Below are 20654 nucleotides of genomic sequence, written 5' to 3' on the forward strand. Positions count from 1 at the left end.
CCTGGGACCACTGGTCCGGCCACCGGATCCCCTGGCGACCCTGACCCCACACCCGACCCCGGACACGCCGAGCCCACCGCCGCCCCCGCCGGACGAAGTCCGGCACCCCGCCGGAGGCGGCCAAAAGACACAGCCCGGACGGGTGGGAGGCGATGATGTCCACCTGGGACCACTGGTCCGGCCACCGGATCCCCTGGCGACCCTGACCCCACACCCGACCCCGGACACGCCGAGCCCACCGCCGCCCCCGCCGGACGGAGTCCGGCACCCCGCCGGAGGCGGCCAAAAGACACAGCCCGGACGGGTGGGAGGCGATGACGTCCACGGGGACCACTGGTCCGGCCACCGAGTCGCCCGGCGACCGCGGGCGGAGGCCCTCTTGCCAGAGGCGGGACAATGGACGGTGGTCCGAAAAGGCTGACCAGTACTACGGGACAGCACGACAGCAGGAGGCACACGTTATGGCGGAACCCGAACAGCGCGAGCGTAAGCTCCGCCCGGCGCCGTTGCTCTTCGAGCCGTCGGAGGCCTCCGCCGATCCCGAGCACTTCTTCGACCTGGAGTCGATCGACGACCCGGCCGCACTACTGGCCCGTTCCACCGAGCTGACGCTCGCCTTCCGTGCCGCCGCCGACCGGGCGACCGAGTTCCAGGCGGTCGCGGCCGCCCAGCTGGCCGATCCGCGCCGTTTCGACCGGCTCACCACGGCGGACATCGCCGAGCGCGCCCAGTGGGCGGAGGACTACGCCAAGAAGATGGTGGAGTTCGGCCGGGACCTGCTGCGCAACGGCAACGGCGGTTAGCAACGTCGGCGGAACAGAAACGCCGACCGACACCGGGCGCAACCGGCTGGCATATGCCGACGCGCAAGATACGCCTTCCCGCCCCTCCCCGTCCCGATTTCACCCAACCCCCCGGAGTGTGACCGTCACTGCGGGTACATATGGACGTCATGAACGCATGGCAGCGACATGACGACGGCACCGGGACCTCCACGGGCATGGGCATCCGCACGGGCAGCGGGCCCGGCGGCCGGTCCTCCGCGGGGTCCGGTCACCTGCCGCACGCGTTGCATGATCTGCCCGGCACCGATGAGCAGCACGCCGCCCGGGTGACCGCAGCCGGCGCGGACTGGCTGGCGTCGGCTGCCGCGTATCCCCGCAGTGCGCTCTCGGTGTGGCAGTCCCGCCCCGGCGCCCCCGTCGTCCTGCCCTGCGGTTCCGTCTTCGACGTGGTGAACGTGGAGTCGGTCTTCGGCCGCCGGCTGCTGGACGCGCTGTGGTCCGAGGGGCCCGGGTCGGGCCCGGTGGCCGCTCATCGCGGCCGGATGCTGCTCTTCACCGCACCCGGCACGGCGCAGCGTCTGCCGTCCCTGCTCGACTGGGAGGAGTGGGGCGACGCGGTGCCGCCGCTGCTCTGCCACGGCACCGGGGACGCGGTGACCGTACCGTCGCTGACCAGCCCCGTTCCCCGTTCGAGCATGCGCTGGCTGGTGGCCCCCGACACCCGGCACCCCTGGCTCCCAGGGCCCGAGGTGGTGCTCTGGGCCTGCGTGCGGGCGGCCCGCTCGGCCTGCTCGCCGTCGGTCCGCTTATCGATTTTTCCCCGCGCCGATCAGGGTGCTAAGGTCTACGACGTCAGCAGGCGCCGCTAGCTCAGTTGGTTAGAGCAGCTGACTCTTAATCAGCGGGTCCGGGGTTCGAGTCCCTGGCGGCGCACCGACAGACGAGGCCCCTCGCGCAAGCGGGGGGCCTCGTTCGTTCGGTCAGACCACTGGCGTGACCTGCACCGTCCACGCCCCGGACGGCGTGCGGTCCGTGACCTCCACCCGGGTGCCGCCGTCCGGCACCGTGTAGGTCTCGCCGACCTGCAGCGGCGCGTTGGCCAGCTCCGGATAGACGGACTGCCCCAGGCACGCCGTGCGGTGCGGATGGGTGTCGATGACCTGGACCGGTCCGTCGCCGGAGGCCGTGCCGCCCTGGATCCGGTAGATCAGTACGCCTTCGGTGCAGGTGGCGCGATCGTCTCCGGTGGCGGTGCGGGCCTCGATCGCCAGCACACTGTCCAGGCCGGTCCGTACGACGATCATCCGGGTCCCGGCGACCTCCGTACCGCCTGCCGGCATCTCCTCCAGCGGCTCGAGGGTGTACATCCGGGGTGCCGTGCCCTGGACGCAGGCGATCTGCCGCCGGTCGAGCCAGCCCAGCTTCCATTTGAGCCAGCCGAAGAAATCGGACGCCAGCCCGAACTGGCTGCCCATCACGTCCCAGTCGCCGACATAGGTGTCCCAGTCGCCCTTGCCGTCCGTGGGGCGGTGGTACAGATCCGGCATGTCGAAGAGGTGTCCGGTCTCGTGGGCCAGCACGTTGCGGTCCGGCGGGTGCCGCTCGAAGCCGGTGACCACCCGCCGAATGGCCGTGCCGTCGGCGTGCATCGGGGTGTTGAGGTTGACCACCTTGGTGGCGTCGGAGTCGACGCCCGGCGCCTCCGGATCCGCCATCAGGTAGACGATGTCGTACTTGCTGAAGTCCACCACGGGATCGGCGGCGGCCAGGGCGTCGTGCAGGTAGGCGCTGCGGCGGTCGGCGTTCCAGTCGCGCTGTACGGCGTACGCGGAGGCAGGCCGTGGCATTTCGGTCCAGGTCGTCAGGGGATGCGAGCGCAGGGTGAACTTGCCGTACGAGGCACGCCGGTAGAAGTCGGTGGTCGCGGGGAAGTAGTCGGCCGCCAGTTCCTTCGGGGTGCTGCGAGGGGTGGCACCGGGGAAGGACAGGAAGATCATTACGGCGTTGAGGGTGCCGACCGGCCGCGGATAGGCGGTGTCCCAGGTGTCAAGCCCGAGCGAGTGGTGCACGTCGGTACGCGGCAGTGCGCAGGGTCCCGCCGCTCCCTCGGCGGCGACGGCGGGTCCGGCGACCAGTGAAGTGGCGGCCAGCGCGGTGAACGAGGTGAGCACGGCGGCGACCCGGCGCAGACGTTGCCGGTCCAGTCCCCCGGGTGTCTGCAGACGCTGCACGTCGACCTCCGGGTTCGGGATGCGGGGACACCCCACCCACCCTGTGACGATTTGTGCAGGTTTGCCCTGTCCAACTGCCCCACTCGGGTGACCGGCCGACACCCCGAACCTTCACGGAAAGTCACAACCGGTCAGGCTGGAAGAACCCCGGACCATAGCCGCGCAGAAACGGTCAACCTGAGGTGCCGGAGCGGTCTCGGTCCTCGGCCGGCGCTGGAATGGTCATCCCTTGAACCTCTATGATCGGCACACTTTCCAGCGTTGATCGCGGCTCCGGCGTTCTTCCACCGTCCGGATCCCGATCCGGACCTCACTTGTTCAAGCCGACTGCACTGCGGGAGCCAACCGTGAGCGGAACCCCCGAAGGACCGGGCCCGGCGCCCGCATCCATCCGGCTGCCGGTCACAGAGCGTCAGGAAGCCGTCCGGAGCGCAGCCGCTCACAGCGCGGCGGTACACAGTGCGGCCGTACACAGTGCCGCCGACCACAGTGCCGCCGGCCACAGTGCGGCCGAACTGCGCGACTACCGGGCCGCGTTCAACACCGCCCGGCTCGGAATGGCGGTCGTCGATCGGGAGGGCCTGGTCGTCGCGGCCAATGACGCCCTCGCCGGGCTGCTCGGCGCCGAGCCCGCGGGGCTGACCCGGCAGGCCGCGGCCGATCTGGTGGACCTGGCCACGGACGCCCGCACCTGGCACGCCTACCGCGAAGTACTGGGCGGCCACCGCGCGGGCTTCCGCTGCACCCGCAGGCTCAAGCATCCCGACGGGCACTCGCTCTGGGCTGAGGTCAGCGTCACCCCCGTCCCCGACAGCCCGCAGGTGCTGCTCTCGGTCGCCGATGTCAGCGACCGGCGGGAGCTCCAGGCCAAGCTGCGCCATCTGCAGATGCACGACCCGGTGACCCGCCTCCCCAACCGCAGTCTCTTCTTCGAGCGGCTGTCCGCCGCGCTCGACCCGACGGCGTACGGACAGCCCGGCACCGGCCGGATCGGCCTCTGCTATCTGGACCTGGACGGTTTCAAGGCGGTCAACGACACCCTGGGCCACCGCTTCGGCGACCGGCTGCTCTCGGAGGTCGCCGCCCGGCTGACGCACTGCGCCGACCAGTCCGGATACGGGCGCAGCGGCGGCCACCTGGTGGCCAGACTCGGCGGCGACGAGTTCGCCCTGCTCGTCGAGGACTCCACCGGTACGGAACAGCTCGCCGACCTGGCGGGATCGGTGCTCGCAGCGCTGCAGAAGCCCTTCGACCTGAGCGGCCACCGGCTGTCCGTGTCCGCCTCGATCGGGGTGGTGGAGCGGCTGGTGGCCGGCACCAGTGCCACCGGTCTGATGCAGGACGCCGACACCACGCTGTACTGGGCGAAAGCGGACGGCAAAGGCCGCTGGACGCTCTTCGACCCCGAGCGCAACGCCCACCGGATGACCCGTCAGGCCCTCTCCTCGACCTTGCGCCCGGCCGTCGAGAGCGGTGAGTTCCTCCTGGAGTACCAGCCGCTGGTGGACATGGCGGGTGGGGCGCTCAAGGGTGTGGAGGCGCTGGTCCGCTGGGAACACCCGCAGTTCGGCCGGCTGACGCCGAATCGGTTCATCACACTGGCCGAGGAGGACGGCTCGATCGTCCAGCTCGGCGGCTGGGTACTGCGGACCGCCTGCCGGCAGGCCAGACAGTGGCAGCTCGACCACCCGGACGAGCCGCCGCTGTTCGTGAGCGTCAATGTGGCGGTGCGGCAGGTCTGGGACTCGGACCTGGTGGGCGAGGTGGCCGGCATCCTCACCGAGACCGGCCTCGCACCGGGTCTGCTCCAGCTGGAACTGACCGAGTCCGCGCTGATGGGTTCCGCCGGCCGCCCGCTCCAGGCGCTGCAGGCGCTCAGCGACATGGGCGTACAGATCGCCATCGACGACTTCGGGACGGGCTACTCGAACCTCGCGTATCTCAGCCGGCTGCCGGTCTCCGTACTGAAACTGGACGGCTCCTTCGTCAGCGGCTTCCGGTACGAGGAGGGCACCCACCCCAACCCGGCCGACGAGGTGATCGTCGAGGCCCTGGTCCAGCTTGCGCACCGGCTCGGGCTCACGGTCACCGCGGAATGCGTGGAGACCGCAGGGCAGGCGGCCCGGCTGCGCCGCATCGGCTGCGACACCGGGCAGGGCTACCTGTACTCACGGGCCGTCACCCCGGAAGCCATCGGGGCGATGATCGGTGCCGTTCCGCAGCAGTCCTGACGGCCGTCAGACCGGCAGCACCTGTACGTCGTACTCCGGGATCCACTTGTCACGCGTCACCAGGACCAGCCCTTCGATCTGCGCCTGGGCCACCAGCAGCCGGTCGAAGGGATCCCTGTGGTGCAGCGGCAGCCGCCCCGCACGCACACCGTGCCCCGCGGTGATCGGCAGCGGTGTGAACTGGCTGTCCCGCACCCGTTCCGGCAGATCCTCCGGACCGGGCAGCTTCCCGAGTGACTGCTTGACCGCGATCTCCCACGGTGTCGCGGCACTGACGTACACCGAAGGCTCGGTGTCGAGCAGATCTTTGATCTCGCCGGACAGCTCCGCGGAGTCGTCGAGCCACCACAGGACGACGTGGGTGTCGAGCAGCAGGCGCATCAGTGCGCCCCGAAGGCATCGGCGATGTCGTCGGGCAACTCGTCGAAGTCGTCCGGGATGTAGATCTGACCTCGCAACGACCCGCGGCCGGTTCGCTTCACCTTCGGACGCAGTGGTACCACCTTGGCGACGGGCTGCCCGGCCTTGCTGATCACGACCTCCTCACCGGTCGCCACCTGTTCCAGGATGCGCGACAGGTGAGTCTTCGCCTCGTGCACGTTGTACTGCCGACCTGCTTCCACGGTGGCCTCTCAGGGACATCATCAAAGTGGACTAACCACTGGACTAAGCATATCGCGATGGGTCCCCGGCTGTCGTTCGCCTATTCCTCAGCGCACCTTTCGCAGCGCACCTTCCTGGTTCACCCGGGCAGCCCGTAGGCGTCCGCGATCAGCTCGTACGAGCGCAGGCGCGCGTCGCCGCCGTGCGCGTTGGCGGTGATCATCAGCTCGTCCGCGCCGGTGCGCTTCTGCAGGTCGTCGAGACCGGAGCGGACCTCGTCCGCGGTGCCCATGATGATGTTGTTCAACCAGCCGTCCACGAACTCCCGCTCCATCTGGCTGAATTCGTACGCCTCCGCCTCCTCGGGCGTCGGCACCAGACCCGGCCGCCCGGTGCGCAGCCGGACCATCGACAGCGCCCCGGTGAGCACCTGCCGGCGGGCCTCCCGCTCCTCGTCAGCGGCCAGCGCCGCCACACCGATGAGCGCGTACGGGGTGTCCAGGACCGCCGACGGGCGGAAGGACTCCCGGTACAGGTCGAGGGCCGGGATGGTGTTCTGCGCCGAGAAGTGGTGCGCGAAGGCGAACGGCAGGCCGAGCGTCCCCGCCAGCCGTGCGCTGAACCCGGACGACCCGAGCAGCCAGATCGGCGGACGGCCGGCCGGTCCCTGGACCGGGCCGGGAACCGCGTGTATCCGGGCGTACGGATGGCCGTCCGGGAAGTCGTCGTCCAGGAACCGGGTCAACTCGGCGAGCTGCTGCGGGAATTCGTCGGCGCCCTCGCGGAGCCTGTCGCTGCGGCGCAGGGCCGCCGCGGTGGCCCCGTCGGTGCCGGGCGCCCGCCCCAGACCCAGGTCGACCCGGCCGGGGGCCATCGCCTCCAGCGTGCCGAACTGTTCGGCGATCACCAGCGGAGCGTGGTTGGGCAGCATCACGCCGCCCGAACCGAGCCGGATGCGGTCGGTGTGGGCGGCGAGGTGGGCCAGCAGCACGGCCGGCGACGAGGAGGCGACCCCCGGCATCGAGTGGTGCTCGGCCACCCAGTAGCGGTGGAATCCGCGCCGTTCCGCGAGCCGGGCGATGTCCACACCGGTTCGGATGGCCTGGGTGGCGGTCCGGCCCTTGCCGACGGTGACCAGGTCCAGGACGGAGAGGGGTACGGGGGCGGCGCCGGCCGCCTTGCCTTGGATCGGGTCCACCGGAAGTGCCTTCCTGCTGTTCGCCAGGTACGCCTGGCGCCAACGGAAAGGGGTGTCCGGTTATTCCCCCGGAGGTGCCGGACAGCTCACGTCCGGTTCCCCCGGGGCCTGCCGGATGGCTTACGTCGGCCGGGCGAACAGCTTGCCCATCCGGTCCCCCCAGACCCTCCGCTCGGCCAGCCGCAGCGCCTCCCACACGGACACCTGATTAGCCGTGAGGACCGGCTTTCCCAGCACCTGCTCCAACTCCGCCAGGTACGCTGCCGTGTGCAGGGCGGTGTCCGGCAGCAGCAGGATCTCCGCCGAGGGATGGTCCCCGGCGAGGGCCAGCTCCAGGACCTCGTCGCGGCCCCACGTGCCGACCTCCGCCGCGGTGATGATGCCGCTGCCCCGGGTGGCGGTCACCTCGGTGCCCGCCGACTTGAGGAAGTCGGCGAAGTAGTCGGCCACGTCCTCGGGATAGGTCGCGGCGACCGCGACGCGGGTGGCGCCCAGGTGCTGGATGGCGTGCGCGAAGGCGAAGGACGTGCTGGAGGCCGGCATCCCGGCCGCCCGCGCCAGGTTCCTGATCTGTTCGTGGGCGCCGTCCCAGCCGTATACGAAGCTGCCGCTGGTGCACGCCCAGACCACCGCCTCGGCTCCGGCGAGCCGCAGCTCCTCGACTCCCGCGGCGAGGCGGTCGTCCTCGCCCATGGTGAGCAGCGCGTCGACCCGGTGGGCGTCCTCGCCGATGTCGGTGTGCACCACGGGCAGTCTGATGTCGGAGGCGAGCATCTGCTCGATGCGCTCGTAGTCGTCCTCCGCGGAGTGCCCCGGGTAGAGGAACCCAACCGCTGTCATGTCCAGCCTCCCTGTTCGTCGGGCGGATCATCTGCTACCGCGGCGGCGGGCTCGGGGAGCGGCGGCGGCTCCGGTGCTGCGGGCGCCGAGTCGATCAGGAGCCGCTGGTACGGGCCGACCGCCTGGGCGCCGATGTGCCGCAGCGCCGCCCACATCGTGACCTGGTTCGCCGAGAGCACCGGCATCCGCAGCTCCGCTTCGAGCTGCGGGATCACGTCGTACGTCGGGAGATTGGTGCAGCTGATGAACAGCGCATCCGCCTCGCCGACCACTGCCTCTCGCGCCATGTCCACCACATCGCGGTACGGGACTTTCCAGATGTGCCTGGTGAGGCCCAGAAAGGCCCGCCCAGTGACAGTTGTCCCGGCTTCCGCGAGGTATTCCTCCAGCGAGGACGTCACAGATTCAGTGTAGGGCGTGACCAGGGCGATCCGCCGTGCGCCGAGCTCCTCGAGAGCGGTGAGCAGGGCGCCGGACGTGGTGAGCGAGGGGACCTCGCCCGCCGTGGTCATGGCCTCGCACATGGCACGTTCACCGGCCAGACCGCCGACGAAACTACCGCTGGTGCAGGCGTACGCGACGACCTGCGGCGCGACCGCGCAGAGCGCGCGGACCCCCTCACGGAGCGTCTCGTGTTCGCTGACCAGCCGGGCGAGGTCGAGCGAGACCTCGACCGGCACAAAAGGGGTGCGCGTGAGATGGAGCGATACGTCGTCCGGTACCCAGCGCCAGAGCTCTCTGTCGAGAGCGAAATCAAAAGGGGCTACTACACCCACACCGCGCTGTGGCTGTGGTCCGCCGAGAAAGGAGATGTCCACGAGGGCCCCCCAAGTGACGTGCGCGAATACGACCTACGCGAGGCGGCTGGCGCTTCTTCTGTAGACGGTAGGGGCGGGGAGCGAGCCCGGTCAATCAGTACATCTCAGACGTTGCAATCCGATTACTCGCCCGACATGACGGCCCTTCCCCCGGCCTGGCGGAAATTGGTCTGCATATCTCGGCTGGAGTCGGGTAGCCACGCGCCCATGGCTTCACCACCAGGGAACGACTCAGGAAGCACGACAAGACGGTCCATCCAGCCCATACGGCGCAGGTCGCTCCTGTTCGGCGCTGCGGGGCTGGGCGCCGCGGGGGCGCTCGGGGCCGCCGGTTGCAGCAGGATTCCGACGGGAGACACGCTGGCCCGGCTGAAGACTCAGGGCACCGTCAGGCTCGGCATCGCCGGGGAGCAGCCGTACGGCTTCGTCGACAAGAACGGCGATTTCACCGGCGAGGCGGTCGAGCTCGCAAAGATCATCTTCAAGCGGCTCGGCATCGATCACGTCCAGCCGGTCGCCACCGACTTCGGTTCACTGATACCGGGCCTCAACTCCCAGCAGTTCGACGTGGTTTCCGCCGGGATGTACATCAACCACGACCGGTGCCAGCAGGTGATCTTCGCCGATCCCGAATACCAGATGCTGGACGCCTTCATCGTCCGCAAGGGAAACCCGAAGAACCTGCACAACTACCAGGACTGCTACCGGGCCAAGGCGAAGTTCGCCACCGGCACCGCGTACGCCGAGATCGCCTACGCCGTCGCCGCGGGCTACAAGGAGAAGGACATCGTCATTCTCCAGGACCAGGTCGCGGGTCTCAACGCCGTCGAGACCGGCCGTGTCGACGTCTTCGCGGGTACCTCGCTCACCGTCCGCGAGGTGGTGAAGAAGAGCCACCGGGCGGAGGGCACCAAGGCCTTCGCCACCACCATCGACGGCAAGAAGAAGATCGACGGCGGCGGCTTCACGTTCCGTCGCACCGACACATCGCTCCGCGATGCCTTCAACGTCCAGATCCACAAGATGAAGAAGAGCGGTGAACTCTTCCGGGTCCTCCAGCCGTTCGGGTTCACCAAGGCGGAGATGACCACGCTGACGGCCAAGGAGCTGTGCGCATGACGTCGGGACTGTGGACACACTGGGTAATCCCCGGCATCTGGATAACCGTCCAGCTCACCGTGTACAGCGCGGCGCTGGCGACGGTGGTGGCCTTCGGCATAGGCACGGCACGTACCCACCACTCGCGCTTCGTCCGTTTCCTGGCCGGCGCCTACACCGAGATCTTCCGCGGCACGTCAGCGCTGGTCCTGATGTTCTGGATCTTCTTCGTGCTGCCGAACCTGTTCGGCTGGGCCCTGGTGCCGATGTGGGCGGCCGTGCTCGCCCTGGGCCTCTCCTACGGTGCGTACGGCGCCGAAATCGTGCGGGGCGCGCTGCAGGCGGTGGCGCCCGCCCAACGTGAGGCGGGCATCGCGCTCAACTTCACGCCTTCGCAGCGGCTGCGGCTGATCCTGCTGCCGCAGGCCATCCCCGAGATGATGCCGCCGTTCTCGAACCTGCTGGTCGAGCTGCTCAAGGGCACCGCGCTGGTCTCGCTGCTCGGCGTCGGAGATGTGTCGTTCGCCGCCTATCTGGTGCGGCTCGCCACTCAGGAGAGTTCTCAGATCTACTCCGTCATCCTGGTCATCTACTTCCTCATCGCTTTCGTACTCACCCGCGGGATGCGGGCGCTTGAGCGCAAGACCAGGGCCAATCTCGGTCTCACGGCCACCGGAGGTGCCCGATGAACACATGGGACTGGTCCGCTGTCTCGGGCTTCATGCCGTATCTCTGGGACGGTCTGCTCACCACTCTGCGGATCCTCGTGCTCGGCTCGGTGCTCTCCTTCGCGCTGGGTCTGGTCTGGGCGCTCGGTTACCGGACGAAGACGCGATACGTGCGGTGGCCGGTGAACTTCGTCACCGAGTTCATCCGCAACACGCCGCTGCTGGTGCAGCTGTTCTTCCTCTACTTCGTGCTGCCGGACTGGGGCATCCAGTTCTCCGCCATCACCACGGGCACCGTGGCGATCGGCGTGCACTACTCGACGTACACCGCCCAGGTCTACCGGGCCGGCATCGATGCCGTACCGGTCGGGCAGTGGGAGGCGGCCACCGCGCTGTCCCTGCCGGTGGGCCGTACCTGGAACGCGGTGATCCTGCCGCAGGCGATCCGCCGCGTCCTGCCGGCCCTCGGCAACTACGTCATCGCCATGCTGAAGGACACCCCGCTGGTCGTCGCGATCAGCGTGCTCGACCTGCTCGGCGAGGCCCGCCAGCAGGGCGGACTGACCTTCCACAGCAACGAGACGATCACCGTCGTCGGCATTGCCTTCATCGTCATCGCCTATCCGGCATCTCTTCTTGTCCGAGCCCTGGAGCGCCGCCTTGTCCGCTGACGCGATACCCGCGAACCCCGAAAACCCCGTCACCGCGAGCGAGCTGATCCGCTTCGAGAACGTCACGAAGAGGTTCGGCGAGAACACCGTCCTCGACAATCTCTGCTTCTCGGTACAGCCGGGCAAGCACGTCACGCTGATCGGTCCTTCCGGGTCCGGCAAGACGACGATCCTCAGACTTCTGATGACCCTGCTCAAGCCGGACGAAGGCGCGATCACGGTCAACGGTGCCAAGCTCTTCCCCTCGGAGGGCGAGAAGCAGCTCCGCGAGGTCCGCAAGAACATCGGCATGGTGTTCCAGCAGTTCAACCTCTTCCCGAACATGTCGGTGCAGCGCAACATCACCGAGGCCCCGGTCCGGGTGCTGGGGATGTCGAAGGACGAGGCCGCCGAGCGGGCCAAGGGCCTGCTCGACCTGGTGGGGCTCGGGGACCGCGCCGACGCCAAGCCGAACCAGCTGTCCGGCGGTCAGCAGCAGCGGGTGGCCATCGCCCGTGCGCTGGCGATGCGACCGCAGGTGCTGCTGCTCGACGAGGTGACGTCGGCACTCGACCCGGAGCTAGTCGCCGGGGTGCTCGATGTGCTGCGGGACATCGCGCGTTCCACCGACATCACCATGCTGTGCGTCACCCACGAGATGAATTTCGCCCGGGACATCTCCGACGACGTGCTGATGTTCGACTCCGGAAAGGTGATCGAGTCGGGATCGCCGGAAAAAATCTTCAGCGAGCCGGAGCACGAACGCACGCGCGAATTCCTCAGCGCGGTGCTCTGACCACGGAGTCTTCGCGGAGAGCATGACCTCGGCATATGCCATGGTGGCGCGCCCCAGCGTAACGGCCCGGGACGCGCCACCGAGTCACCAACGGCCTCCCCACAAACGGCTCTTGGCCGTTATCGTGGTACGCGAGCAAGCGGTCACAACCTGTAGGGGGAACCGTGGCGCTGAAGCCCGAGCCGACTGCGCCGTTCCACTCGGTGCAGTACGCACTGCGCGTGCTGGAGTCCGTCTCCAAGTGCGGCACCGGTGTCACCGACACCCAGATCGCCCGCGACACCGGCCTCCCCGCCGCCCATCTCTCCTCGCTGCTGCTGATGCTCCGCCGCGAGGGATACGTCGAGCAGGTCAGCGACGGCGCCTATGTGACCGGTGACTCGCTCGTCCTCCTCGACTCCGGCGCCACCCGCGAGGCGGCCCTCGCGGCGAAGCTCCGCGACACCCTGACCCGGCTGCGGGACTCGGTGGGGGCCGCGGTCTACATCAGCCGGTACATCGACGGCGAGGTCCGGGTCACCCAGTTCGCCGACGGACCGCTCACCCCGGCCGTCCAGGAGTGGGTGGACTTCCGTTCGTCGGCCCATGCGAGCGCGGCAGGCAAATGCCTGCTCACCCAGCTCGACCACAACGGCCGCCGCGACCATCTCTCGCGCCACAAGATCGCCCGGCTGACCTCCAGGACCATCACCAACGAGCGGGTGCTGTTCTCCCGGCTGGACTCCCAGCCGGCCACGGTCCCGATGCTCGACCTCCAGGAGTACGCGGTGGGCACGGTGTGTGCCGCCGTACCCCTCACCGCGGGTTCCGCGGTCGGGTGCCTGGCCCTGTCACTGCCGATCGAGCACGCCCATCGGCTGCGCTCGGCGGCGGAGGCGCTCAACCGGCAGGCCGCGCCGGTGGTGCTCTCGCTGACCATCTGAGCCATCCGGTTTGGAGCACCCCTTCGGACCAGGTATTCTTTGCGGGTCAGTAGGCGCCGCTAGCTCAGTTGGTTAGAGCAGCTGACTCTTAATCAGCGGGTCCGGGGTTCGAGTCCCTGGCGGCGCACCGACAGAAGAAGCCCCTCGCGGAAGCGGGGGGCTTCTTTCATGCGCTCGTTCAGGAAGGAACGCGCGAGAATCCGCACGTTCGAGAATCTATACGATCGTACTAGACGTCCGTTTAAAACGCTCGTACAGTTCCTGGCATGACGCATCAGCCGAGCACAACAGCCCTGGCCGGCCGCAAGGAGTGGACCGCCTTCGTCGTCCTCCTGCTGCCGCTTCTCCTGGTCTCGATGGACGTCTCCGTCCTCTTCTTCGCCATCCCCGCCATCACCCGCGAACTCGCTCCCACCAGCACCCAGCAGCTGTGGATCTTCGACATCTACGCTCTGACGCTCGCCGGACTGCTCATCACCATGGGCTCGCTGGGCGACCGGATCGGCCGCCGCAAGCTGCTGCTGTTCGGCGCCGCGGCCTTCGGTGCGGCCTCGGTCGGGGCCGCGTACGCGCAGAACGCCGAAATGCTGATCGCCGCACGGGCGGTGCTCGGCATCGGCGGGGCGACTCTGATGCCGTCGACCATGGCGCTGATCCGCAACATGTTCACCGACGAGAGACAGCGCACCAAGGCGATCGGCATCTGGTCGGGTGCCATGGCCGGCGGTATCGCGCTGGGCTCGGTGATGAGCGGCATCATGCTGGAGCACTTCTGGTGGGGCTCGGTCTTCCTGATCAACGTGCCGGCGATGCTTCTGCTGCTGGTCCTGGTGCCCGTACTGGTGCCGGAGTTCAAGGGCGCCGAACGGGGCAGGTTCGATCTGCTGAGCGTGCCGCTGTCGATGGGCTCCGTGCTCCCCGTCATCTACGGGCTCAAGGAGATCGCCGCCTACGGCTTCAGCGTCCCGCGGGTGCTGTGGATCGCGGTGGGCGCGGTCGTCGGCTGTCTCTTCGTACGCCGTCAGCGCCGCACCACCCGGGCGATGATCAGCAGGGAACTCTTCCGCGGCCGCGGCTTCGGCGCCGGGATCGCGCTCAACGCGCTGGCCGCCTTCGCGATGATGGGCTCCGCGTACTTCACCACGCAGTATCTGCAGTCGGTGCTCGGGATGAGCACCATGCGGGCCGCGCTCTGGTCCATGGCGCCGTCGATCGCGGTGGGCATCGCCGCGCCGACCGCCTCCGCGATCGCCCAGAAGGTCGAGCGGGCGTATGTCGTCACCGCCGGATTCCTCATCGCCGCGGCCGGCTTCGCGCTGCTCTTCTGCGTGGGCACCGACGCGCTGTGGCTACTGCTGGCCGGGGCGGCCGTGAGCAGCTGCGGCATCGTCACGGTGATGGCGCTGGTCGCCGACATGGCACTGTCGTCGGCGCCGGTGGCGAAGGCCGGTTCGGCCGCGTCGCTCCTGGAGACCGGGCAGGAGTTCGGCGGGGCGCTGGGGATGGCGATCCTCGGGTCGATCGGTACGGCGGTGTACCGCGCGAACATGCCGGCCGCGGCCCCCGCGCAGTCCCGCGAAACGCTTGCCGGGGCGACCGCGACCGGGGATCCGGGGCTGGTGCACGCAGCGCGGGAGGCATTCGTGTCGGGGATGCACGGGGCGGCGGTCGGCGGCGCGGTGCTGCTCCTGCTGGGCGCGGTGCTGGCGCCGGTGCTGCTGCGCGCCCGGCGCCGCCCGGCCGGTGACGTACCGCCGCACCGCGGCGACCGGCAACGCGTGCCGGTCGCGGCGGGTGACCGGATCGGCGCGGCGGACCCGGCGGGTGGCCGGATCGGCGCGGCGGACGGTCAGAAGTGCACGTCCGAGCAGGCGTAGAAGGCATTGCCGGTGTCGGCGATGTTCCACACCGCCAGGATCACCTGGTGCCCGGACTTCCCGGTCGGGATCGTGCCCTGCTGGGACAGTGATCCGGGCGGCTGCATACCGCCGTAGGGCACCGTCATGAAGGGCTGCGACTCGAGGTCGGCCCGGGTGAGGGGCTTGGTGTCATCCCAGCCGTTCCTGGTGATGAAGTACTCGAAGTCGGTGGTCGCGTGCCTGGCCGTGAACTGCCAGCGGAAGGCGTAGCCCTGACCGCCCGTCAGCCGGGTGGCCGGCCAGGCGCCGCCACCGGGGGACTTCGCCGCGTCGAGCTGGGCGAAGTTGCCGTGACCGCCGGAACAGATCGAACCGTCGGCCGGGCCGCCGGCGGGAAAGCCCTTGGGGCCCTCGACGCTCTGCGGCTCCCACTGGATGTCACCGCAGTCGGCGACGGTGCCGTTGGCGCAGAGCTTCTGGCGGCTGATGGGCTGGTCGGTGTATCCGTGGCTGCTGGCGCTGCCGGTGGCGAGCAGCGAGACGCCGGCCACGGCCAGGCCGACCACGGCCGCGCCGAGTTTCTTTCGCATGACTGCACTCCTCAAAACCGTGGGGGAGTTCGGTGTGCCGTACTGCGGTCTAGACCAAGGCTCAGCGTAGGTACGTCAGTTGGTTGTGTCCACATCAAACGCGCGCCGAGTAGAAGGCAATCGTCAGATCCTTGACGAGGGTGTTGCGTCCGGCGGCGTCCAGCTCGACGAGTCCGCGGGCGGTCAGCCGGTCAACGGCGTCCGCCACCTCGTCCACCACCGAGGTCAGCACCGCCGCCCGGTGGAGCGCGTCGACGGCCGCAGTCCTGCGCCGCTGCACCGCCCCGGCCACCTCGGGCGCGTAGTCGATCCGGACCGGCTGGGCGGAGAACACCTCGATGCCCACCGGCAGCACGCTCGCGCGCAGCAGCCGGGTCAGTGCCTCGCCGACCGCGTCGGTGTCCCGGAGCGTCGGCGCGTCCCCGCCGAAGGCGGCGTCGGCCGGCAACTGCGCGACCACCCGCGCGACCGCGGCTTCGAGCTGTTCGCTCAGATACCCCTCATGGTCCGCGACGGCGTGCACCGCCTTCGCGGTGTCCGCGACCCGCCACACCACGAGCACCGCCACCCGCAGCGCGGTGCCCTCGGCGTCCGCCGCGGACACCGGTTCGCTGCGCCAGTGCCGCAGCCGTACGTCGACCGGCCGGCGCTGCAGCAGCGGACTGGTCCACAGCAGACCGGTCCGCCGTACGGTGCCCCGGTAATGGCCGAAACGGGACAGCACCAGGACCTGCCCGGTCCGGCCGCGGCCGAGGCCCAGGAAGGCGAACAGCGTCAGCGCGGTGAGCAGGGTGAGCGCCACTTCGGCGCCGAGCCCGACGCCTTGGTACGGGTACGGCTCACGACCCACCGCGGTGGCCAACGTGTCCGGGACCAGCCCGGTCAGCCAGATCAGCCGAAGCAGACCGGCGAGCGCCGCGGCCCCGCCGAGCACGGCAATCGCCCCCGGCACCGAGGGAGCGGACCGTTCGGTCAGCCGGGGATCGCCGGTCGGCGCCGGCCGGTCGGTAACGGCCAGGCGTACCGGCTTCCGGAGCTGCTGCTTGCGTCCGGCCACCGAACCGGCGCCCGTATCACCGGCCGGCCCGGCCGCGGCCCGGCGGGGCCTCGGCGACACGACGTCCGGGCCGTCCTCACGGAACAGCAGGTGCACCGGGATCTCGATCGTGGAGTCGTTCCCGATGACCGCGGGCCTGCGCCCCTGCGCGTGCTCCACCGGGTCGGGCCCTCCGCCCGTCGGCACGGCCGTCGCCTCTGTCATGCGAACATTCGCCTCCCTGCGTCTGCCGGGCGGTGCCCGAAGGCACCGGACGAACCCGGCTCGGTGTGCCCCGTCCCGAAGTGGCCCGTTCCGAAGTGGCCCGCACCGAAGTGGCCCGTTCCGAAGTGGCCCGCACCGAAGTGGCCCGTTCCGAAGTGGCCCGTACCGATGCGTCCCGTCGCGGCCGGCACGGCACCGCGGTCGCTCTTCACGGCCGGGATGTTCTTGCCCTTGCCCGTCACCAGCAGCTTCCAGGTGGTGGGACCGGGCAGGCCGTCCGCGTTCGCCCCCGACCAGCCCTGGGCGCGCTGAAAGGCCCGGGTGGCCCGCCGGTCGCCCTCACTCCAGCTGGGCCCCGGACCCGTCGCAAAGAACCGGCCGCCGCCACGCGCCACCAGCTTCTTTCCCAGCCGGGCGACATGGGCGTTCTTCTTGCCCTTGCCGAAGTACTTCTTCCCCGGGTAGGCGGTGGACGAGGCCGAGCCGCCGGCGCCGGTGATCAGGCCCCGGTAGCGATAGGCCACATAGCGGCTGGAGTTGGACCAGTAGGCGTACGGCGTGGACCGGGCGCGGGTGTACGGCGGCGTCTGCTCGTAGGCCTTGTAGTAGGTGTGCGCGCTGGTGGTCCAGCCGCCGAAGAGGGTGACGTGCGAGCCCTTCTTGGGGTTCGCCGGGTTGTGGAAGAGCAGGATGTCGCCGGGCCGCAGATCGGACTTCGAGATGCGGACGCCGTACGGCGCCAGGCTCCCGGTCCACTCGTTCTGCTTCAGGCCCCACGCCATGGAGACGTAACCCGAACAGTCCTGCCGGTACCCGTCCGACCAGTGCTTGGACGTGCTGTACGGGACGCGGGCCGACACCCAGCGCTCTGCCCGGCTGATGATGGCCGACCTGGTGGTGGCGGGCAGGGACAGCGGGGTCTTCTGTGTGGTGGCCTGTTCGGCCGGCGGGCTCCGGGTGGGATCGGGCTGGGGGCCGTCGGCCGTCTGCTGCGTGGCATCCGGTGCCTCAGCAGCCGCACTCGGAGGCGCACTTGCCCCGGCCGGAGTCGGCGGAGCGGGCTCCGCGGCCGCCACCGCTCCCCCGCCCAGTACCATTCCGGCCGCCGTGGCGAGGACGAGTGCCTGACGGGCGCGGCGCGCCCGCAGGTGACCGCGGCCCTTCGGTGACGGTGCGCGCGGTGCCGGGTTCCGCCGGTCGGCGCGGCCTCCACGACCGCGGTGCCTCGCAGGTTCGCACTTCTCCTCGAAGACCGGAAGCGTCATCCGTGTGCCCTCCACGACTGTTGCAGGTCTGCTTCACGTGTTCGCTGGCCTATCTGCATGGTCGTCAGCTTCTCAACTGTTATGACAAATCGCATTTTTATGGGTGAAATGGGTGCGAAACGAACAAGTGACTCAATGACAGGTCCCGAGCACCTCCGGACGTCCGGTAAAGTTCTCCGGGTCAGCAGGCGCCGCTAGCTCAGTTGGTTAGAGCAGCTGACTCTTAATCAGCGGGTCCGGGGTTCGAGTCCCTGGCGGCGCACCGACACCGGAAGCCCCTCGCCTCACGGCGAGGGGCTTCCGTCGTTCCGCGGCCGGTGCCGAATCGGCTCCGGGTCCTGTCCGGCCGATCTTTGCCCGGCCCGCAAAAATCGACCGGACAGGGCCTGGGCCCGCCGCGTTCACCGCTCTACAGTGGGCCTCGCGGCCCCAGTCCCTGCCCGCGATGTGCGCCCCGGGTCCCTCCATGACCTCCCGCGCAGGCGCCGGGCCCCTCCCGCGGTCCGTGCGCCCGGCGGTCGAGGACCCGCCGGGCCGACGGCTCCGGGGGGCGGCGGTCGGCCCGGCATGGTCGGACGGGTTGAGTCGGACGGGCCTGGTCGGACGGGCGCGATCCGTCGTGGTCAGTGCTCGAGTACGGCCGTCAGATAGGCGGATACGACCACATTCGCCGTGTACGTCTGTGCCTTGCGGTCGTACGAGCCCCCGCAGGTGATCAGCCGCAGCTCGGCGCGGCCCTGCTCCCGCCGGCCGTACACCTTCTTCGGGTCGAAGCGGTCGCGCCGGAAGACGTGGACGTCGTCGATGGTGAACTCGGTGCGCGAGCCGTCCTCGCCCTCCACCCGGATCTTCTCGCCGGGGCGGGCCGCGCTCAGACCGTAGAAGACCGCCGGCTCGCGCCGGGTGTCGACGTGGCCGACGAGCAGGGCGGCACCCTTCGCACCGGGACGGGTGCCGGCACCGAACCAGCCGACCTCGCCGGGACGGTCGAACGGCGGCGGGTCCACGGCGCCGTCGTCGTCGAGGCCGCGCGGGACGACGGGGGCGCTGATGCCCACCGCGGGGATCTCCACCCGGCCCGGCGTCACACCCCTGACCGGACGGTGGGCCGGCGGCAGGTCCACGCCGAGCGGGCGGCCGACCGCGGCCACGTCACCGGTCTTCGGCCCCAGAGCGCCGTCCGGCCCGTCGGCGATCCGGCGGCCCCACAGCCACAGCCCGAGCAGCAGTGCGGCCCAGGCCACTCCGATCAGCAGCCGCCCGCGGCGGTGGCCGGAATCCTCGGAGGACATGTCACTCGTCATCCCGCCGCCGCCGGAAACCCCGCGCCGCCACCGTCACCGCGGCGACCCCCGCGAGCACCAGCCCCAAAACGGCATTCCGGGTGCCTGCCGCGTCCTCGTCCGCCGCCAGCACCGCCGTGGCGCCGCCGCCGGCGTGCACCGGCGCGGTGGGCGTGGGCAGCGGGACCGTCGCGGTCCGCCGTACGACACTGATGCTGCCGGCCGACCGCCGGCCGTGGCACCTGACCTCGACCGGGTACACCTTCGCCCTGGCGTCCGCCCGGATCCGGGCCTCCGCGTACATGGCGCCCCGGTCGGCCGCCGGCGAGAACGCCACGTCGGCCGCGAACGCCTCCGACGTCCCCACGATCCTGCCGCCGGCGCAGTGCACCCTGAGGTCCACATCCTCCCCCCGGGAGATGACGGACGGGCTGACGGCGACCGCCCCCGGCCCCTCTGCGGCCTCCGCAGCCGTGGCCGCTGCCGTCGCCACCGTCGCGGGGAGCAGGGCCGCCGCAACCGTGGTGGCGGCACAGAGGGTGACTGGTATCAAACGCATGGCGAGCCTCCTGGTACTCCGAAGGTTCACCCATCCCGCTGCTTCCCGCATCCCGGGAGGAGCGCGCATCCGACAGCGCGGGCGGCTTCTTCCGCCTATGGGATGATCGCAGCATTGCTGCCGCGCACCCCGCAGGAGACTCGTCCCATGACCCAGCGCAAGCCCATCGAATCCTGGCTCACGGACATGGACGGCGTGCTCATGCACGAAGGTGTCCCCGTGCCCGGAGCCGACGCCTTCATAAGGCGTCTGCGGGAGTCGGAACGACCGTTCCTGGTCCTGACGAACAACTCGATCTACACGCCTCGGGACCTGTCGGCCCGGCTGAGCCGGATCGGCTTGGACGTGCCCACCGAGAACATCTGGACTTCGGCGCTGGCGACGGCCAACTTCCTGGAGAACCAGCACCCCGGAGGCACCGCCTACGTGATCGGCGAGGCAGGCCTGACCACGGCCCTGCACGACGCCGGATACATCCTCACCGATGTGGACCCCGACTTCGTGATCCTCGGTGAGACCCGGACCTATTCGTTCGAGGCACTGACGAAGGCCATTCGACTGATCAACAAGGGGGCGCGGTTCATCGCCACCAACCCCGACAGCACCGGGCCATCGGCCGAAGGGGATCTGCCTGCCACCGGCTCCGTGGCGGCTCTGATCACGAAGGCCACCGGCAAGGACCCCTACTTCGTGGGGAAGCCGAACCCGCTCATGATGCGCACCGGGCTGAACACCATCGGCGCGCACTCGGAGTCCTCGGCGATGATCGGGGACCGGATGGACACGGATGTCCTGGCGGGTCTCGAGGCCGGGATGGAAACGTTCCTGGTGCTGACCGGGCTGACCAAGCCCGCTGACGTCGAGCGGTACCCGTTCCGGCCCACCCGGATCGTGGACTCCATCGCTGATCTGGTGGAGCTGGTCTGAGGCAGCTGGTCCGATGCAGCTGGTCTCATGCAGCTGCCATTTCCCATCGCGGTCGGATCATTGATTGAG

Annotated in this window: 21 protein-coding genes and 3 tRNA genes; 13 read left to right on the top strand and 11 right to left on the bottom strand. The window is 69.8% G+C overall.

All coding sequences use genetic code 11. The features are described from left to right. Positions 1-461: 461 nt before the first annotated feature. The 3 genes from AB0M87_RS06160 to AB0M87_RS06170 all read left to right on the top strand — a co-directional run bounded on the left by AB0M87_RS06160 (position 462) and on the right by AB0M87_RS06170 (position 1718). Positions 462-803, top strand: a complete 342-nt coding sequence (locus AB0M87_RS06160; protein ID WP_365850518.1) for a hypothetical protein — start codon at positions 462-464, stop codon at positions 801-803. Positions 804-952: 149 nt separating this feature from the next. Continuing rightward, positions 953-1654: a bifunctional DNA primase/polymerase gene (locus AB0M87_RS06165; protein ID WP_365850519.1), complete on the top strand. Its 702-nt coding sequence runs from the start codon at positions 953-955 to the stop codon at positions 1652-1654. Next, positions 1645-1718, top strand: a tRNA-Lys gene (locus tag AB0M87_RS06170). The genes AB0M87_RS06165 and AB0M87_RS06170 overlap by 10 nt, the downstream gene beginning before the upstream one ends. Before the next feature lie 47 nt (positions 1719-1765). Here the strand turns inward: AB0M87_RS06170 and AB0M87_RS06175 are convergent. Then, the gene (locus AB0M87_RS06175) at positions 1766-3016 is read right to left on the bottom strand and encodes a M6 family metalloprotease domain-containing protein (protein WP_365850520.1); all 1251 of its coding nucleotides are present in this window, start codon (positions 3014-3016) and stop codon (positions 1766-1768) included. 347 nt (positions 3017-3363) lie between these two features. On the opposite strand from AB0M87_RS06175, the gene AB0M87_RS06180 reads away from it, so the two are divergent. Then, the gene (locus AB0M87_RS06180; protein ID WP_365850521.1) at positions 3364-5247 is read left to right on the top strand and encodes an EAL domain-containing protein; all 1884 of its coding nucleotides are present in this window, start codon (positions 3364-3366) and stop codon (positions 5245-5247) included. A 6-nt stretch (positions 5248-5253) separates the two neighbouring features. Here the strand turns inward: AB0M87_RS06180 and AB0M87_RS06185 are convergent, their stop codons facing one another. The 5 genes from AB0M87_RS06185 to AB0M87_RS06205 all read right to left on the bottom strand — a co-directional run bounded on the left by AB0M87_RS06185 (position 5254) and on the right by AB0M87_RS06205 (position 8706). Then, positions 5254-5628 carry a type II toxin-antitoxin system VapC family toxin gene (locus AB0M87_RS06185; RefSeq protein ID WP_365850522.1) on the bottom strand — a complete coding sequence of 125 codons (375 nt, stop codon included), beginning with the start codon at positions 5626-5628 and terminating at the stop codon, positions 5254-5256. Next, positions 5628-5870 carry a type II toxin-antitoxin system prevent-host-death family antitoxin gene (locus AB0M87_RS06190; protein WP_365850523.1) on the bottom strand — a complete coding sequence of 81 codons (243 nt, stop codon included), beginning with the start codon at positions 5868-5870 and terminating at the stop codon, positions 5628-5630. The genes AB0M87_RS06185 and AB0M87_RS06190 overlap by 1 nt, the downstream gene beginning before the upstream one ends. A gap of 119 nt (positions 5871-5989) precedes the next feature. Beyond that, the gene (locus tag AB0M87_RS06195; RefSeq protein ID WP_365850524.1) at positions 5990-7048 is read right to left on the bottom strand and encodes an LLM class flavin-dependent oxidoreductase; all 1059 of its coding nucleotides are present in this window, start codon (positions 7046-7048) and stop codon (positions 5990-5992) included. A 120-nt stretch (positions 7049-7168) separates the two neighbouring features. After that, positions 7169-7888 carry a decarboxylase gene (locus tag AB0M87_RS06200; protein ID WP_365850525.1) on the bottom strand — a complete coding sequence of 240 codons (720 nt, stop codon included), beginning with the start codon at positions 7886-7888 and terminating at the stop codon, positions 7169-7171. Continuing rightward, a complete protein-coding gene (locus tag AB0M87_RS06205; RefSeq protein ID WP_365850526.1) occupies positions 7885-8706 on the bottom strand; it encodes a decarboxylase in 822 nt (273 codons plus the stop codon). Before AB0M87_RS06205 ends, AB0M87_RS06200 begins: the two co-directional genes overlap by 4 nt. A gap of 207 nt (positions 8707-8913) precedes the next feature. On the opposite strand from AB0M87_RS06205, the gene ehuB reads away from it, so the two are divergent. The 7 genes from ehuB to AB0M87_RS06240 all read left to right on the top strand — a co-directional run bounded on the left by ehuB (position 8914) and on the right by AB0M87_RS06240 (position 14718). Continuing rightward, positions 8914-9825, top strand: a complete 912-nt coding sequence (ehuB, locus tag AB0M87_RS06210) for an ectoine/hydroxyectoine ABC transporter substrate-binding protein EhuB (RefSeq protein WP_365850527.1) — start codon at positions 8914-8916, stop codon at positions 9823-9825. Further along, positions 9822-10493 carry an ectoine/hydroxyectoine ABC transporter permease subunit EhuC gene (gene ehuC, locus AB0M87_RS06215; RefSeq protein ID WP_365850529.1) on the top strand — a complete coding sequence of 224 codons (672 nt, stop codon included), beginning with the start codon at positions 9822-9824 and terminating at the stop codon, positions 10491-10493. Before ehuB ends, ehuC begins: the two co-directional genes overlap by 4 nt. Beyond that, a complete protein-coding gene (ehuD, locus tag AB0M87_RS06220) occupies positions 10490-11143 on the top strand; it encodes an ectoine/hydroxyectoine ABC transporter permease subunit EhuD (protein WP_365850530.1) in 654 nt (217 codons plus the stop codon). Before ehuC ends, ehuD begins: the two co-directional genes overlap by 4 nt. Further along, positions 11133-11918 carry an amino acid ABC transporter ATP-binding protein gene (locus AB0M87_RS06225; protein WP_365850531.1) on the top strand — a complete coding sequence of 262 codons (786 nt, stop codon included), beginning with the start codon at positions 11133-11135 and terminating at the stop codon, positions 11916-11918. Before ehuD ends, AB0M87_RS06225 begins: the two co-directional genes overlap by 11 nt. A 164-nt stretch (positions 11919-12082) precedes the next feature. Further along, complete coding sequence (locus AB0M87_RS06230; RefSeq protein ID WP_365850532.1) at positions 12083-12841, top strand: IclR family transcriptional regulator C-terminal domain-containing protein; 759 nt, start codon at positions 12083-12085, stop codon at positions 12839-12841. A gap of 53 nt (positions 12842-12894) precedes the next feature. Continuing rightward, positions 12895-12968, top strand: a tRNA-Lys gene (locus AB0M87_RS06235). Between the two features lie 139 nt (positions 12969-13107). Further along, entirely contained in the window at positions 13108-14718 is a 1611-nt protein-coding gene (locus AB0M87_RS06240; protein ID WP_365850533.1) for an MFS transporter, read from the top strand. Here the strand turns inward: AB0M87_RS06240 and AB0M87_RS06245 are convergent. The 3 genes from AB0M87_RS06245 to AB0M87_RS06255 form a co-directional block, all read right to left on the bottom strand. After that, positions 14691-15290 (bottom strand): lytic polysaccharide monooxygenase, encoded by a 600-nt coding sequence (locus tag AB0M87_RS06245; protein ID WP_365850534.1) that lies wholly within the window; start codon positions 15288-15290, stop codon positions 14691-14693. The genes AB0M87_RS06240 and AB0M87_RS06245 overlap by 28 nt on opposite strands. A 94-nt stretch (positions 15291-15384) precedes the next feature. Further along, on the bottom strand, positions 15385-16551 hold the full coding sequence (locus AB0M87_RS06250; RefSeq protein ID WP_365850536.1) for an SPFH domain-containing protein: 1167 nt from the start codon (positions 16549-16551) through the stop codon (positions 15385-15387). Continuing rightward, the gene (locus tag AB0M87_RS06255; protein WP_365850537.1) at positions 16548-17816 is read right to left on the bottom strand and encodes a peptidoglycan-binding protein; all 1269 of its coding nucleotides are present in this window, start codon (positions 17814-17816) and stop codon (positions 16548-16550) included. The genes AB0M87_RS06250 and AB0M87_RS06255 overlap by 4 nt, the downstream gene beginning before the upstream one ends. A gap of 188 nt (positions 17817-18004) precedes the next feature. Between AB0M87_RS06255 and AB0M87_RS06260 the strand changes: the two genes are divergently transcribed. Next, a tRNA-Lys gene (locus AB0M87_RS06260) sits at positions 18005-18078 on the top strand. 361 nt (positions 18079-18439) lie between these two features. On the opposite strand, the gene AB0M87_RS06265 is transcribed toward AB0M87_RS06260, so the two are convergent. After that, the gene (locus tag AB0M87_RS06265) at positions 18440-19108 is read right to left on the bottom strand and encodes a class F sortase (RefSeq protein WP_365850539.1); all 669 of its coding nucleotides are present in this window, start codon (positions 19106-19108) and stop codon (positions 18440-18442) included. Between the two features lies 1 nt (position 19109). Next, on the bottom strand, positions 19110-19658 hold the full coding sequence (locus AB0M87_RS06270) for a hypothetical protein (RefSeq protein ID WP_365850540.1): 549 nt from the start codon (positions 19656-19658) through the stop codon (positions 19110-19112). 147 nt (positions 19659-19805) lie between these two features. On the opposite strand from AB0M87_RS06270, the gene AB0M87_RS06275 reads away from it, so the two are divergent. Continuing rightward, a complete protein-coding gene (locus AB0M87_RS06275) occupies positions 19806-20585 on the top strand; it encodes an HAD-IIA family hydrolase (RefSeq protein ID WP_365850542.1) in 780 nt (259 codons plus the stop codon). The last annotated feature ends 69 nt before the right edge of the window (positions 20586-20654 follow it).

Source organism: Streptomyces sp. NPDC051320, assembly GCF_040682175.1.
Taxonomy (GTDB): domain Bacteria; phylum Actinomycetota; class Actinomycetes; order Streptomycetales; family Streptomycetaceae; genus Streptomyces.

Bases quoted from the DNA above. Each gene is read 5' to 3' on its own strand.
- AB0M87_RS06200 (WP_365850525.1), bottom strand. From the start codon at position 7,888: ATGACAGCGGTTGGGTTCCTCTACCCGGGGCACTCCGCGGAGGACGAC.
- AB0M87_RS06160 (WP_365850518.1), top strand. From the start codon at position 462: ATGGCGGAACCCGAACAGCGCGAGCGTAAGCTCCGCCCGGCGCCGTTG.
- AB0M87_RS06185 (WP_365850522.1), bottom strand. From the start codon at position 5,628: ATGCGCCTGCTGCTCGACACCCACGTCGTCCTGTGGTGGCTCGACGAC.
- AB0M87_RS06165 (WP_365850519.1), top strand. From the start codon at position 953: ATGAACGCATGGCAGCGACATGACGACGGCACCGGGACCTCCACGGGC.
- AB0M87_RS06245 (WP_365850534.1), bottom strand. From the start codon at position 15,290: ATGCGAAAGAAACTCGGCGCGGCCGTGGTCGGCCTGGCCGTGGCCGGC.
- AB0M87_RS06240 (WP_365850533.1), top strand. From the start codon at position 13,108: ATGACGCATCAGCCGAGCACAACAGCCCTGGCCGGCCGCAAGGAGTGG.
- ehuD (WP_365850530.1), top strand. From the start codon at position 10,490: ATGAACACATGGGACTGGTCCGCTGTCTCGGGCTTCATGCCGTATCTC.
- AB0M87_RS06270 (WP_365850540.1), bottom strand. From the start codon at position 19,658: ATGCGTTTGATACCAGTCACCCTCTGTGCCGCCACCACGGTTGCGGCG.
- ehuB (WP_365850527.1), top strand. From the start codon at position 8,914: ATGGCTTCACCACCAGGGAACGACTCAGGAAGCACGACAAGACGGTCC.
- AB0M87_RS06255 (WP_365850537.1), bottom strand. From the start codon at position 17,816: ATGACGCTTCCGGTCTTCGAGGAGAAGTGCGAACCTGCGAGGCACCGC.
- ehuC (WP_365850529.1), top strand. From the start codon at position 9,822: ATGACGTCGGGACTGTGGACACACTGGGTAATCCCCGGCATCTGGATA.
- AB0M87_RS06250 (WP_365850536.1), bottom strand. From the start codon at position 16,551: ATGACAGAGGCGACGGCCGTGCCGACGGGCGGAGGGCCCGACCCGGTG.
- AB0M87_RS06275 (WP_365850542.1), top strand. From the start codon at position 19,806: ATGACCCAGCGCAAGCCCATCGAATCCTGGCTCACGGACATGGACGGC.
- AB0M87_RS06265 (WP_365850539.1), bottom strand. From the start codon at position 19,108: ATGTCCTCCGAGGATTCCGGCCACCGCCGCGGGCGGCTGCTGATCGGA.